This is a genomic window from Pandoraea cepalis (genome assembly GCF_902459625.1).
Taxonomy (GTDB): domain Bacteria; phylum Pseudomonadota; class Gammaproteobacteria; order Burkholderiales; family Burkholderiaceae; genus Pandoraea; species Pandoraea cepalis.
In genome coordinates this window covers 1-13637 of record NZ_CABPRY010000016.1, presented here as the reverse complement: position 1 = coordinate 13637, position 13637 = coordinate 1, and the positions used below count along the sequence as shown (strand labels likewise).

14 protein-coding genes are annotated in these 13637 nt (G+C 63.4%); 1 reads left to right on the top strand and 13 read right to left on the bottom strand.

The annotated features are described in order from the left end of the window. Window positions 1–25 precede the first annotated feature (25 nt). Together PCE31107_RS21625 and PCE31107_RS23755 are read right to left on the bottom strand one after the other, a co-directional pair. Complete coding sequence (locus tag PCE31107_RS21625) at window positions 26–1228, bottom strand: CaiB/BaiF CoA transferase family protein (protein ID WP_150610642.1); 1203 nt, start codon at window positions 1226–1228, stop codon at window positions 26–28. 325 nt (window positions 1229–1553) lie between these two features. Further along, on the bottom strand, window positions 1554–2279 hold the full coding sequence (locus PCE31107_RS23755) for a response regulator transcription factor (RefSeq protein ID WP_246181933.1): 726 nt from the start codon (window positions 2277–2279) through the stop codon (window positions 1554–1556). A gap of 202 nt (window positions 2280–2481) precedes the next feature. Between PCE31107_RS23755 and PCE31107_RS21615 the strand changes: the two genes are divergently transcribed. Continuing rightward, on the top strand, window positions 2482–3111 hold the full coding sequence (locus tag PCE31107_RS21615; RefSeq protein WP_150610618.1) for a hypothetical protein: 630 nt from the start codon (window positions 2482–2484) through the stop codon (window positions 3109–3111). 138 nt (window positions 3112–3249) lie between these two features. On the opposite strand, the gene PCE31107_RS21610 is transcribed toward PCE31107_RS21615, so the two are convergent. The 11 genes from PCE31107_RS21610 to PCE31107_RS21560 all read right to left on the bottom strand — a co-directional run. After that, entirely contained in the window at window positions 3250–4581 is a 1332-nt protein-coding gene (locus tag PCE31107_RS21610; protein WP_026131491.1) for a porin family protein, read from the bottom strand. Window positions 4582–4943: 362 nt separating this feature from the next. Then, complete coding sequence (locus PCE31107_RS21605; RefSeq protein ID WP_130025648.1) at window positions 4944–5705, bottom strand: hypothetical protein; 762 nt, start codon at window positions 5703–5705, stop codon at window positions 4944–4946. 12 nt (window positions 5706–5717) lie between these two features. Then, window positions 5718–6428, bottom strand: coding sequence for a C39 family peptidase (locus tag PCE31107_RS21600; RefSeq protein WP_246181932.1), 711 nt, complete (start codon window positions 6426–6428; stop codon window positions 5718–5720). Between the two features lie 52 nt (window positions 6429–6480). Next, the gene (locus PCE31107_RS21595; RefSeq protein WP_150610617.1) at window positions 6481–7863 is read right to left on the bottom strand and encodes a hypothetical protein; all 1383 of its coding nucleotides are present in this window, start codon (window positions 7861–7863) and stop codon (window positions 6481–6483) included. Between the two features lie 30 nt (window positions 7864–7893). Next, a complete protein-coding gene (locus tag PCE31107_RS21590; protein ID WP_246181931.1) occupies window positions 7894–8436 on the bottom strand; it encodes a hypothetical protein in 543 nt (180 codons plus the stop codon). A 104-nt stretch (window positions 8437–8540) separates the two neighbouring features. Then, a complete protein-coding gene (locus tag PCE31107_RS21585) occupies window positions 8541–9053 on the bottom strand; it encodes a hypothetical protein (RefSeq protein ID WP_150610615.1) in 513 nt (170 codons plus the stop codon). 5 nt (window positions 9054–9058) lie between these two features. Beyond that, on the bottom strand, window positions 9059–9631 hold the full coding sequence (locus PCE31107_RS21580; RefSeq protein WP_150610614.1) for a hypothetical protein: 573 nt from the start codon (window positions 9629–9631) through the stop codon (window positions 9059–9061). A gap of 753 nt (window positions 9632–10384) precedes the next feature. Next, a complete protein-coding gene (locus PCE31107_RS21575) occupies window positions 10385–11743 on the bottom strand; it encodes a sigma-54 dependent transcriptional regulator (protein WP_130025643.1) in 1359 nt (452 codons plus the stop codon). Window positions 11744–11992: 249 nt separating this feature from the next. Further along, window positions 11993–12589: a recombination mediator RecR gene (gene recR, locus PCE31107_RS21570; RefSeq protein ID WP_017231406.1), complete on the bottom strand. Its 597-nt coding sequence runs from the start codon at window positions 12587–12589 to the stop codon at window positions 11993–11995. Between the two features lie 35 nt (window positions 12590–12624). Next, on the bottom strand, window positions 12625–12951 hold the full coding sequence (locus PCE31107_RS21565) for a YbaB/EbfC family nucleoid-associated protein (RefSeq protein ID WP_017231405.1): 327 nt from the start codon (window positions 12949–12951) through the stop codon (window positions 12625–12627). A gap of 148 nt (window positions 12952–13099) precedes the next feature. Next, on the bottom strand, window positions 13100–13637 hold a 538-nt coding region (locus PCE31107_RS21560; protein ID WP_281352593.1), incomplete at its 5' end, for a DNA polymerase III subunit gamma/tau C-terminal domain-containing protein.

The following is a 13637-nucleotide window of genomic DNA, read 5'->3' as shown; positions in this document are numbered from 1 at the left end:
CGGTCTAGCGCGAGATCGGCTCAGCTCAAATGACACCGTTCTCGCGCAGTGCCTTGATTCGTTCGGCATCATAACCTAGTTGCCCGAGCACCTCTTCGGTGTGCTCGCCAAGTGCCGGGCCGAGCCATTGCGTCTGCCCCGGCGTTTGCGAAAGCTTGGGCGTGACGTTCGGCAGATCGATGGGCGTGCCGTCCGGGAACGTGTGACGCTGAATCATCTCGCGCGCGATGAACTGCGGATCCTTGAACATGTCGGCCACGGTATAGATACGGCTTGCCGGCACGTCGGCCCCTTGCAGCACAGCCAGGGCATCATCGATCGGACGCGCGCGCGTCCATTGGCCGATGGCGTCGTCGATTTCCTGCGTGCGCGGCACGCGGCCGTCGTTGTGCGCCAGGGCGGGATCGTCCGCCAGATCGGGCCGGCCGATGGCGTGCATCAGCCGCTTGAAGATCGGATCGCTGTTGCCGCCCACCACGATCATGCCGTCGGCGCACGGATAGGTGTTCGAGGGCACGATCCCCGGCAGCGATGCTCCCGTGCGCTCGCGCACCATGCCGGCCACACTGTACTCGGGCACCACGCTCTCCATGAGGTTGAAAACGGCTTCGTAAAGGGCGACGTCGACCACCTGCCCCCGCCCGCCGTTCACATTGCGGTGATGCAACGCCATCATCGCGCCAATCACGCCGTGCAACGCCGCGATGGAGTCGCCAATGGAAATGCCGATGCGCGGCGGTGGCAGGTCCGGATACCCGGTGATATGGCGCAGTCCGCCCATCGACTCGGCAATCGCGCCGAAGCCGGGCCGGTCACGGTACGGCCCAGTCTGCCCGTAGCCCGACAGGCGCACCATCACGAGCCCCGGATTGTCGGCCGAGAGTTGCTCGTACCCCAATCCGAATCGCTCAAGCAGCCCGGGACGGAAATTCTCGACCACGATGTCGGCCTGCGCGGCGAGCTTGCGCACGATTTCCTGCCCCTCGACAGACTTGAGGTTGATCGTCACCGATTTCTTGTTACGGGCCTGCACGGCCCACCAGAGCGACGTGCCGCCCGCGTCGGGGTGCAGCTTGCGCCACTTGCGCAACGGATCGCCGTGCTGCGGATCCTCGATCTTGATGACTTCGGCGCCGAACTCCCCCAGCATGCGCGCGGCAAACGGGCCCGCGATCAGTGTGCCGAGTTCGAGCACCTTCACGCCGGCGAGCGCACCGCGCGCCGGCAGACCGGCGGCGCCCCCCCCCTGCGACGAGGTGGCTTCGGAAGACGGGCCGGCAGCGGATGCCGTAGACGCCGGGGCGGGACCTTGCGGCAATACAGACTCGAACGGCTTGGACGACTTGGACAACGCGTGGACTCCTGTGCCTCGTCGACGGGCATCGCCGTCGACTTCGAGGCGCCGCCGTCAGCGGCGCCTGTCGCAATGGGTGGCAAACGAAGCTCGTATAGTAATTCGACAGTCCGCGATCGGCCAACCATCGCGCAGCGATTCCCGGAAAGTTCCGGGTTGAATGGTCGCGAAATCCGATCGGGCAACCCGGGGTCGCTCGTCAGGTCTCGAACAGATGACGCGCCCCGCGCTGCGCCGCGATGTAGATCGCCTCGCCACGATTGCGGGCGCCGAGCCGCCGATACAGGGCAGACACGTGGGTCTTGGCGGTTCCCTCGGAGATCGCCAGTTGCTGGCAGATCGTTTTGATGGATAAACCGCGCGATAGGAGTGCCAGAATTTCGTACTGCCGCGCGGAGATACCGAGCAGCGCCGACTCGGCCAGTTGCGTCGCCTTGTCGCCGCCCATCGGGAACACCGGCAGACGCGAGAGCGGCAGCGCTTCGCCCAGTGCCTCCTGGCGCCAAAGCACGAGCAATGCCGAGATGGCCTCGTCGGGAACGAATCGACCGCCCGAGAACGCCAGATCGAAGACCGCACGCGTGCGCGCGACCGAACTCGGCCATGGCAGACATGCCGCCGCGCCAGCCTGCAGCCAGCGAATGATTTCATCGGGAAAACCCGCATCTCCGATAACGAGCACCGGGACAGGCGGCGCACAGTCGGCGGCAGTCGCACACAGACCATCGATGTCTGGCGTACGGGCCACCGACTCGGCAAGCACAAGCGCGCGACGCGACGGCAACTCGCGCAACCAGAGCCAGTCCTGCGCCGCCGCCTCGTCGACGTGACGCAAAACCGGCGGCGTCGCGTTCGCGTCGGTCTGCAGTGCGACCTGCAGGCCGCTCAGCCAACTGGCAGCCTCACCCACGACCAGCACACGCATGGTTTCCCCCGTCGTTCCGGTCAGCCCCCCCGGGCCGCCGCCCCGCTTGTTATCAAGCCCGATGCGTTCATGAGTTACCCCCCGTCGCATGTTCGACACATGCCCAGGCGGCCACGAAAACCGAAGAAACCCTCCAGCCTTCGTCATGAGGCAAACATCAGGCGTCACCTCGCTTGTAGCGCAATCTACGCACGAAACCCGCATGGCAGCTGTTCCTGAACTCACGAACGCCGCTCCATGTGGCCTCTGCGCGACAAACCGCAATCTGCGTAAGTTATTTACTCAATTTTCTAACATTCCGCTATTACTTTTTTCCCTTCCTTTTCTCGAATCGCGCCATAAAATACAACGTGTGCTGAGAGGACAGTCGTTGGAGGCCGGGGGGCATGCCATGAACCAAAAGATCAGCGTCAAGATGACGTGCGTTGCTATGGGTTGTCTGGTGGCGGCGTGCTTTGCCATCTCCGCGCAAGCTCAGTCCGCCGATATGCGTGGCGTTCCGGTCGCGGTCAGCGACGCCTTGCTCGCCAGCACGCGTGCGGCGAACCTGCAGCACAGCATTGTCGCCAACGTTCCGGGCATCGCGCCCGTCGCCATTGCACCGGGCCACGCCGTGGCGGCAACGGCCAACAATGTACGCCTCTGGGACGAAGTCGTCCCTCCCGCGCCACTGCCAAAACCCACGCAGGCATCGATTTCCGTGCCGGATGGGCCGCGCATGATCGCTGCGATTTCGCACGTTTCACCCCCTGCTCTGGCCGCTGGAATGCAGCCGACCCGTCTTTCCGTCAACGCAGGGGTTGGTCATATGCCACCCCGCCCGTCGCGCTAGCCGAGGGTCGCTACGGGCCGCGCCCGTCGCTATTCCGTACGCCTTCCTCGACCCTGATTCCATGCGCGTCGCCGGTACCGGCGACGCGCAAACCCCGTTCCTGCTGTCTTCTTGCACACCTGTGCGGTGCCCCCGTCGTCAGAACGTGTACGGGAAGCGCAAACCGATCACATAGTTCGGCGCATCCGGCGACATCCCCGCATTGACGTAACCGTTGACCGTCCAGTGCTTGTTGATCGCATAGTTGATGCCGAAATTGAGCGACGCCGCGTTCGTCGAGCTGCCCGCCACCGTGGTGTAGGCGCCGCCTGGGCTGGCCGTCTTCGTCGCGCGCGAGATCGCCGTCGAGTACGAGATCGACAGCGCCGTCTTGTCGTTGAGCGCCAATGCCATGCCCGCGCCCACCTGAATGATGTCGCCGAGCTTGACCTTCGCGGGTTGCGTCGTGCCTTCGACAGCAGACACGTCGTCAAACGTGCGGGCCACGTTGTAGGTGTACGCCACGTTCGCGAACAAGACGATCGGATCGTAGGTGCGCAGGAACGACAGGCCGGCCGTGAACGCCCAGATGCCGTTCCCCGTCGGCAGGCGCGACGGCGTCGTCAGGTTGTTATTGGTCGGATCGGGCGTGCCGAGCTTGATGCCAAACGGTGACGTACCAGTCGGCGCGGTCACGCGAAACGAGGCCACGATATCGGGCCAGTTCGCGTTCTCCTTGACGAGCTGGTAGTACAGGGACGCATTCACGTCGCCGATGTTCGCCGAGTTCTTGCTGATGTCGCTCACCGACGATGCCGCGCCGCCCACCCCACCCGAGATGAAGTCCGAGTTGCGGTAGAGATACGGCACGTCAAACGCCACGCTCAACCGGTCATTGATCCCGTAGCGCGTGTTGACGTCGAACGTCCAGACGTTGGCCTTGGTCTCGCCAAGATTGAGCTGACCGAGAAAGATGGCATCAAGGGCGAGAAAGCCGCTCAGTACGAGTTGACGCCGATCGTAGTAGCTGTAGCTGATCCCCGTATCGATGGTCAGCTTGTGGTCGAACAGCGGCGCGTGCTGGGCCTGCACAACCGCTTCTTCGGCCGGCGTGCGCTGCGATTCGCTCGTGCTCTTTTGCATCTGCTGGGTCTCGCCGATCGGCGTGGCCGACGAGGGCCCCGACGCGCCGGCGGCGCCGCCGCCCGGCGTGCCCGCCGAACCGGCGGCCGATCCGTCACCGGGCGAGACCTGCGCGATCTGCGCAGTGTCCCAGGCGGTCAGACCGCGTCCGCGTTGCGCCATCTCGATATCCGTGAGGCGCTGCTTGAGAGAAGAAATTTCCCGCTGCTGCCGGTCGACCATGTCCATCAACATTTGCAGACGGTCGTCCGGCGATGGGTTCGTATGCTCCTGAGCCTGGGCCGATAGCGTGAAAAGCAGTACCCCCAACGGAATAGCGGCAACGGGAAAAAAGCGATGAGTGTTCATGATCCCCCCCGGGTAAAGGTGCGGACAGGCGTCCGCGCGCAATCCAACAAACACGTATTGCCAACAACGGTTGTCCTTGCTGCTCGACTGCGGGGTGATGCGTGCGAAACCCATTCCGATTCCGGTGGACGTGCAATGCCCGGGCTCTGCCGACATCACCTTCTTGTTCACCGCAAGCGACCTGCGGCGACGCCCCACTTCTCGTTATCTTGGCGTCCGGCCAAGGGTTGCAACGTTGCCGGACACGGTTACCGGCGTCACCCTGCGCATCCATGGCAGCGCGGCGCCGTCACTTCACTTGCTCCTGCCTTACCCTTCACTTGCGCTTCACGTCGTCGACCTGGCTTGACGATCCTCGACCGTCATCGGCGGATCGCGGCGATGTTTGCCAACGCGCTCTGAATGCCGGCCTGATGCAGGGCGGCCGACGTAAGCGGACTCGTCTGCAGATTCAGTTGCATCGTGTTCATGACCTGCTGGGCGTTACCCGCCACCTGCACGACCTGCATGATCTGGTTCATCGCAGCACCGGCCCCGCCGCCCACGCTCTGGCCGAGATTGCCGTTCGGCGTATTCAGCGTGATCTGCATGCCGGCCGACGAAATGGCCACGCTGGCGTTCAAATTGCCCACCGTGGTCTGCGAACTGTTTGCGCCCTGCCCGCCGACCGGCACCAGCGACGCGATCGTTACCCCAGGACCGAACTGAATGATGGCTTTGTTCAGGGCGTTGTTCGCATCGCCGGCCACCTGGGTGATCTGGGCGACGCCGTTGATCAGTACGCTCGCCGCGCCCGACACTGACTGCGTAAGCGGTCCGGTCGCGTTGACCAGACCGGGGATAATGCCGGTCGCGGCACCGGTCTGCACCTGGAGGCCGCCGCCGTTTTGATTCACACCCAGCACGCCGGTGGCCATCAGGCTCGCACCGGTCGGCATCTGCCATTGCGACTGCATGACGAGCTGAAAGCCCGTGATCATGTTCTGTTGTGCGTACTTGCCGGTCGCGTGCGCGAGCACTTCATCGCTCACAGGCGTCCAGCTCTCGGGCACCACGCTCGATGCGAATGCCGGCACGGCACTTGCAAGCAGCGGGATTGCCAGCATCGGGACAAATCGATTCATGATGGTCTGATCTCAAAACAGATCCGCCCGGATGATGCCGAAGTCCACCATCGGGGTCGGAGATGTCCCGGTCGCCAAGGCGCTGTCGCGCAACTTGACTGCCAGGGATTCGTTTCCTTTGAGCAGCGGTGAATCCTCCAAAAACGGCTTGCCGACGACCGCCAACACCAAGCCGTTCCATTGCTTGGCAAAATCGGCCTGCTCGATAATGCGATTGCCTAGCGCCGGATCGGACACGAACACCCGTCCGTCCTTCGCCGCCTTGATGACCACAAAGTGTTGATAGCCGTTGACGTCGATCAGCGCGATGACCGGAATCCTCAAGTCGTAAAGCGCGTTCACGTCAACTTTGAATCCTCGCCCCTCGAGTCCCAGCGTCTCCACGAATTTCTTCATGTCGAGCATCGAGAAGCCATTCTTGATGACCGTTTCCGGGTTGGAGAACGCCATCATTCGCTGGATCATTTCCGGCTCGGGTATGTCGATCCCGTAGCCGTATCGCAGCAGCGTTGCCAAGGCTGCGGATCCACAGCTGAAGTCGTATTCCTGCTGGACCAGATTCACGTAGTGCATCGACTTGAACGAGCGCATCTTCTTGACCGCCGGTACACCCGTCGAAGATTCGAGGTTCACCGATGCATACTGCGCGTGCCCGGCCACGCTTGCGCACGCCAGAGCGCAAACAGTAGCGATCCTCACTGCGGCACGACGCGCATCCTTCATGTCACACCTCATGAAAAAACCGGTCCGGGAATCCCCGGACCGGTTTGGTACTTCACTTGATTGCCGAGACGGCGAGGCTGTTGCTCTGCACGTTGCCGATGCCCGAAGCCACGTTCACACCGATGTTGCCGCTGGCGTACGCGAGTGCGCCGTTACCCAGCGAAGCATTGGCGATGAAGTCGCCCGAAGCGTGCATCGAGGCCATTTGGTCGGTTTGCGCCGTCGAGTTGGCCGCACCACCCGAGTACCAGCCGTGCCCGCTTTGCGAGACGGCGGCGGCCAGGCCGTTCTGCTGCACGTTGCCCACACCTGCGGCCACGTTCACACCCACATTGCCAGTCGCACCGGCGAGGGCGTTATCCCCCACGCTGGAGGTGACATAGAACTGCGAGATGCTGGCCGAGCCCTTCGACGACTGATTCGCGAACACCTGTGCCGAGGCATACACCGGCTGGGCGTTGAGCGAAGCGATCGCGACGTTGTTGGCCTGCGCGTTGTCGGCACCTGCCGCCACGTTCACACCGATGTTGCCGTTGGCGTTAGCCAATGCGCCATGGCCCAGCGTGGCACCCATCGTCTGGTACTGCGCCGTGTTGATGTGATACGTGATCGAGCCATGGACCCACGTGGTCGACTTCATGTACGTGTCGGAGAAGCCCCACAGTGCACCTGCGGCGATCGATTCGCTATGGACTGAAGCCTGACCATAGTTGAACAAGCCGTGGAACCCTGCGTCGAAGCTCTTCTGCGTGTTCAGGAAGCCTGCCGCAAGGAAGCCCGCCGACTCCTGCTCTTGCTGATGGTAGGCGTAGCCGCCCCACACAGCGCCTTGGCCCGCGCCAAAGTTACCGAAGAGGTAGCCGCCATACACGCCGCCTCCGCCGGGCAGCCAGAAATGACCGCCACCGATGGCGCCGAAGCCACCGGCAATGTTGGAATATTCATATCCACCACCGGCGATGAAGCCGCCTGAGCCGGAGTGGGACTCACCCGCGATATACCCGGCACCGGCCTGGAAGGACTGGCTGGTGTTCAGGTGACCATTGGCCTCGGCGTTCACCCACTTTGTCGTGTTGTCATACGACGTCGTGGTCGAACCGGCGAGCAGATACGCGCTACCCTGGTTCGAGACCGTCGTGGTCTTGGAATGCACGCCGTACGTCACGTCGCCCGTCACGTAGCTGCCAAGCAGGGGCCCCGTGAGATGCACGTGATGCGCGTCGACACTCTGATTGCTTTGCACGACAGCGTTGCCGGTGTTGTCCACCGTGACGCAGCCGCGAATGCCGACCAGACCGAAAATGCCGACCAGGTTCAGAACGTTGGTTTCGTTGCCGATGAACGAGAAGCTGTATTGCTGGTGATGAGACGGGTACGCCATGGCGGAACCCGTTGCTACCAGCAGTGCGGCCGCTGCAATTGCTTTCGTTTTCATGACCATCTCCTTGACGAGAGAGTTACCCAGTTAAAAAGATGTGCCCGCCGGGGGACGGAGCACAAAAACATTTGCGGTTACATTGCCTATCCCAGCCGACTGGTTCACTTGGACCACACCGTTCGCACCGCGGAAGGCGTCACCGGAAATCGACGCCGTGCGGAACAGATCGTTGAGGTTGTCGTGCCCAGCCGGGCCACCCTTAGCGATCGCAGCGGATAGTGCCGTATCCGATACGCTCGCCACTCCAGCCGCATCGCCCGTCACAATGACCGTGGCGTTGCGTTGAAGATTGCCGGCACCGCTCGACTGGTTGACTTGCGTCAGCCCCGAGGTGCCCGAAAATGCGTTGCCTTGAATTGCGGCGCTGGCCGCACCGGTCGTCGTGGTGACGATCGCCTGTTGATTCGTGCTCGACGCGCCGACGCTCACTCCGCCGCCATTGGCGATGACCGCGCTGTTGGCCTGGGCGTTGTTCACGCCGGCCGCTTGATTGACACCAAGGGCCCCGGTCACACCCACCGCCACTCCGTTATCGATGGTGGCGTGCGTGCCGGCGAGTTCGCCGTTCACGATCCACACGTCTTGTGCCGACGACACCCCTGCGACGGCGCTCAGGGCGGTGGCTGCCGCCAGAGCGATGGCGCGATGGGCACGATGCGACAGGCGATGCGCGCTCATTTCGCCGCTCCCGCCGCACCAATGCTCGTGAGCGGTGCCAGTGCCGAGTTGATCACTGACGGTACGAGCGTACCGATGCTGCCGATACCACCGCCACCGCCGACGCCCGCGCTGAAGCCGCCGCCCACGCCGTTCGAGGTGTTGAGGGCGTTGCCACCGCGGGCATTGCCCACCAGCACTCCCATCACCGGGTCGATGCCGGAGCGCACGGCCCCCGTGACGAGACCGACCGAGGCGCGGCCCGTCAACTCACTATCCATGACCTGATTGACAGCCCCCATGGCGGTGTTGAACGGCCCCGTCGGGAATGCCGGTACGGCGATGCCAATCGGGTTCTGCTCACGGGGCAAGCCGCGATAGGCGACTTCCGGGCCGATATTGCGTTCGATCACCAGGTCCCCGGGCGTCGCCGGTTCGGCGTGCGCGCGGCCGGGGAGCAGCGCCGGGGTCAGCGCCACCATCATCGTGGCGAGGACGCTGCCGGCATGCACCAGGGAGAATTGAGTCATCTGATTCACCGCGTGGAGTAAGTCACACGCGTCACCTGAACGTTGTTCACGCCGCTCGACAGTTGTTGCGGACGCGGCATCGGCGTCACGGCGCCGGGCAGTTCGTCCCACAACGTCACGCCGTTGGCGAGCGTCATTCCAGGTGACTGGACCATCGCGCCGCCTTGCAGATTGCGGCCGCGCTGGCTCCCGAGTTGTGCGTCATCGATGTGGGCTGCCGCAAGGGGCACCCCGGTCACGCCGATGTCCTGGACGCTGGCAGTGGGACTCGTGTCGTCGCCACCGGCAGCGGCCGGAGCTTCGTCCGTCGTCGTCCGGGCCGCGACCGGTACCAGGTCGGAGACCGGTGCCGCCATGGCAGGGGCGGCATCCGTGACCCGCATCGCAGGCAGCGTCGTCGAAAACGACGTCGGCACCATTGAGCCCGTCAGCATCGCCACATGCATAAGCGGCGAGCGCGAGAATTCATGCGCTTGCGCCGGTGCAGCGCACAGACCGAACGTCGCGGCAATGGCAGCGGCCAGCGCGCCTGCGCCTTGTCGTACTCGGTACTGAATGTCGGTGGTGAGAATTCGCATCGCTGTGCCCTCCTTGCCCGGCTCAATAAAGCGACTTCCGTGCCACCCGACTTAAGTGATTGAAAACATTGACGTTAGATTTTTCGACTTAGTCGAACGCCTGGGCCAATGCGCGAAAACGTTTCAGCATTGATACGCAGGCCATGCCAGGCCGCCGATGCCACATCACCGACGCATTCCACAAACATTCCGAACTGCGAACGATATCGGCGCCGCCAGCGAGGCTTGCCCTGGAGCCCCGGTTGACAAGGGCTTCCGGTGACAGAATTGCGGCAGTTTTATCCGCCTGCGACATAACGACACAGCGTCGTCACAGATGCCCGCGCGAGGCGCGACGCCGTACGGTGCCGTGGATGTTTCATCTTTGATCGGTCGGCGCGACCACCGGCCGCGCCCATTTTCGGTGGCGGCAAAGCGCGTTTCCCCCCGACCGCGGGCAGGACTTCGCGACGTTGAGAAAACGCAGGTGACGACGCGCCGCAGACGCACACGCATGACGCCGCGAGACGCGTGCTCTCGACAGGAGAGACAACGCAATGCGTATGGAAGAAGTTCAAGGGGACTGCGGGAAGGTTCGCCGGATTCGCCCGTCGTTATTGGCGATGGCAGAAGTCGTGGATTGCGAGGACAGCGGTGAAAACACAGCGTAGGCCGGTCATTCTTGTGGCCCCGACGCGACGATATTCAGGAGCCCAAAAAGAAACGACCGCCCTGCTCATCACAGGACGGCCGCCCTCTCTTCGCCAGAAGACATCAGGCCGGCACGCCCGATTCGTCACCACGCATTCCATATCGGCACATGAGCCGGTAGAGGGTAATGCGCGAAATGCCCAGCTCTGCCGCCACGTCCGTGAGCCGATGACAGTGGCGCAGCAATGCCTGCTCGATGGCCGTTCGTTCGGCCTCCGCGCGAATTTCCTCGAGCGTTCGCACGAGGGTCGGCACCCACGGCGTCAAGTCGAGATCCTTGGCCGAAATCATGCGGCCGTCGGCCATGACAATGGCGCGGCGCACGCGGTTGATCAGCTCGCGTACGTTGCCCGGCCAGTGATATTCGTACATCGCCTGTACCGCGCATTGAGTGAAGCCGCGGATCTTGCGATGGTTGTCGCCCTTGAAGCGTTGCAGAATATGGTGCGCGAGGATCTCGATGTCCTGCCCGCGCGCGCGCAGCGGCGGTTCGTCCACCCGCAGTACGCAAAGGCGATGGAACAGATCCATGCGGAACCGCCCTTCTTTGACGGCTTCCTCCAAATCGACGTGCGTCGCCGAAATGATGCGCACGTTGACCGGAATCACTTCATGGCCGCCGAGACGCTCGATGGCGCCCTGCTGCAGGAAGCGCAACAGGCTCGCCTGGCTTTCGATCGGCAGGTCACCGATTTCGTCGAGCAGCAGCGTGCCGCCATTGGCGGCCTCGACACGGCCGATCTTGCGCGCATTGGCGCCGGTGAAGGCGCCGCGTTCGTAGCCGAAGAGTTCGGATTGCATCAAGTGCGGCGGAATTGCCCCGCAATTGATCGCGACGAACGGCCCTTTGGCCCGCGAGGAGCGCTCGTGAATCGCCACGGCGCTCAGCTCCTTGCCCGTGCCCGACTCACCCGAGATGAACACCGGGGCTTCGGTATTGGCCACTTTGCGGATCGTGCGGAAGAGTTGCTGCATCGCCTCGCACGTGCCGACCATCTCCTGATCGCCGCCGACTTGCGGCGCGACGAACTGCGCCTCCGAGAGCGATGCCATGCCCCAGGCATGTCCGATCGAATGGGCGAGTTGGTCGTTCGTACAGGGAACGTTGACGTAATCGAAGCAATAGTCGCGGATCAGCCGGCGGATCGCTTTCGTCGTCAGTTGTTCGGGATTCGTCGCGGCAACCCAGCCGACCGTGGCGGGTTGCATGCAGGACTCGAATGCGCCCATCTCGCGGTCGCTATAACCGCTCGCCAGGTCGATGAGTGCTGCGCTGGTCGTCCCCGGATTCAGAATGCGACTGACGTCGCTGGCGCTCTTGGCCGGCAAGACTTGCCAGCCTTGCTCTCCCAGGAAAGACAACAGACCGTCGTTGTGCTTTCGGGAGGCGTAAATCAGGGTGCGCCCGGTATCGTTAGCCATACCTTAACTCCCTGCCTAAGCAGTGCCCGTGCGCAGTTATTGGGTCATCGACCGGATCTACGCGACGGGAATACGGCCCCGCGCCGCTTGTGAACTTTTTGAATGCCCCGTGCTGGTGGGTCATCAAGTCGGCAGGTTCAGTCTAGAAGACCGGGATAGGTGCAGAAATACCGAATAACAGCTAATCCGATTGGATGAGAGGAGCAGTACCTACGCGCAGCGTTGGACCGCGACACACGCGCGTCATGCTCAGAGCGTATGTCTGTCGAGCACGGCACGTGCGATCGTACCGGCATCCACATACTCGAGTTCGCCCCCCACGGGCACCCCCCGTGCCAGCCGACTCACGCGCAAACCGCGCGCCTTGAGCATCTGTCCGAGATAGTGCGCGGTGGCTTCGCCCTCGTTGGTGAAGTTGGTGGCGAGCACCACTTCCTTGACCACGCCGTCCGTGGCGCGGCGAATCAGTTGCTCGAAGTGAATCTCGCCGGGACCCACGCCGTCGAGCGGCGAGAGATGCCCCATGAGCACGAAATACAGCCCCTTGAAGGTCAGCGTCTGCTCCAGCATGTTCTGGTCGGCAGGCGTTTCCACCACGCACAGCAGGCTCGTGTCGCGCTCGGGATCGAGACACGTCTCGCAAATCTCGACTTCGGTAAACGTATTGCAGCGCGCGCAATGGCGAATCTGCTCGGCGGCATGCACCAGCGCCTCGCCCAGCCGCACCGCACCTTTGCGGTCACGTTGCAGCAGGTGGTAAGCAATGCGTTGCGCGGACTTCGGGCCGACCCCCGGCAACGCGCGCAGGGCATCGGCGAGTTCCTGCAGGCTCGAGAGCTGGGACATGCGTCGTGTATCTCTTGAAACTGGCGGAGGACCGCTCAGAACGGCATCTTGAAGCCCGGCGGCAGCGGCAGACCGGCGGTCAGGCCGCCCATCTTCTCCTGCGCCGTCGCTTCGGCCTTGCGCACCGCGTCGTTGAACGCCGCCGCCACGAGGTCTTCGAGCATGTCCTTGTCGTCCGCCAGCAGGCTCGGGTCGATGGTCACGCGACGCACGTCGTTCTTGCACGTCATCACGACCTTGACCAGACCCGCCCCCGACTGACCCTCGACTTCGATCAGGGCAAGCTGCTCCTGCGCCTTCTTCATGTTTTCCTGCATTTGCTGGGCCTGCTTCATCAGACCTGCAATGTTTCCCTTCAGCATGGTGACTCCTGAATCAATCGTATGAGGTAGGTCGGATGCCGCGCGTCGAATACGGTGCGCGCGGAGCATCGCGGTGTGTCGTCGTGTGTAACGCGCGTTTGAGGATTTTCTTCGAAAACCCGGCACCGAATTGCGACAGCGAACGGCCTTATTGTAACGGGCGAACGCTGCCCGGCAGAATCTGGGCGTCGAATTCGTCGATCAGTTCGCGCACGAGCGGATCGTCCGCGATCGCCTGTTCCGCCGCGCTTTGGCGCGCCGCCGCCGCTTGCGCGGCGAGCGAAGCCGCTGTCGTCCCCACCTGCCCCAGCTCGACATGCAGTTGCACCTCGGCGCCGAAGTGCTCGGTCAGCGTCTGACGCAGCTTGTCGGTGGTGGCCGCGTCGGCCAACTGACGCAGCGGCACGCGCAAATACAACGCGCGACCGGCGACTTCGGTCAACTCGCTTTGAAACGCCAGTTGTTGGGCAAGACCGCGTGCCGGGAGACCGGCGGCCAATGCCGGCCATTCGCCGGTAAAGACCGGTGCGACACCGTCGGCTTCACGATAGATGCAAGCACGCGGGGTCGCCGCAGGCGCTGCCGTTACCGCACCGGCAGCCCCTTCAGGCTCGGGCTCCGGGTCGGCACCGGCTGGCGCCTCGTCCGGGGCGCGCGACGCGCTGCCGCGATTGGCGCCTGCGCCG

Bases quoted from the DNA above. Each gene is read 5' to 3' on its own strand.
- PCE31107_RS21580 (WP_150610614.1), bottom strand. From the start codon at position 9,631: ATGCGAATTCTCACCACCGACATTCAGTACCGAGTACGACAAGGCGCA.
- PCE31107_RS21600 (WP_246181932.1), bottom strand. From the start codon at position 6,428: ATGAAGGATGCGCGTCGTGCCGCAGTGAGGATCGCTACTGTTTGCGCT.
- PCE31107_RS21595 (WP_150610617.1), bottom strand. From the start codon at position 7,863: ATGAAAACGAAAGCAATTGCAGCGGCCGCACTGCTGGTAGCAACGGGT.
- PCE31107_RS21615 (WP_150610618.1), top strand. From the start codon at position 2,482: ATGGCAGCTGTTCCTGAACTCACGAACGCCGCTCCATGTGGCCTCTGC.
- PCE31107_RS21565 (WP_017231405.1), bottom strand. From the start codon at position 12,951: ATGCTGAAGGGAAACATTGCAGGTCTGATGAAGCAGGCCCAGCAAATG.
- PCE31107_RS21605 (WP_130025648.1), bottom strand. From the start codon at position 5,705: ATGAATCGATTTGTCCCGATGCTGGCAATCCCGCTGCTTGCAAGTGCC.
- PCE31107_RS21610 (WP_026131491.1), bottom strand. From the start codon at position 4,581: ATGAACACTCATCGCTTTTTTCCCGTTGCCGCTATTCCGTTGGGGGTA.
- recR (WP_017231406.1), bottom strand. From the start codon at position 12,589: ATGTCCCAGCTCTCGAGCCTGCAGGAACTCGCCGATGCCCTGCGCGCG.
- PCE31107_RS23755 (WP_246181933.1), bottom strand. From the start codon at position 2,279: ATGCGTGTGCTGGTCGTGGGTGAGGCTGCCAGTTGGCTGAGCGGCCTG.
- PCE31107_RS21575 (WP_130025643.1), bottom strand. From the start codon at position 11,743: ATGGCTAACGATACCGGGCGCACCCTGATTTACGCCTCCCGAAAGCAC.
- PCE31107_RS21585 (WP_150610615.1), bottom strand. From the start codon at position 9,053: ATGACTCAATTCTCCCTGGTGCATGCCGGCAGCGTCCTCGCCACGATG.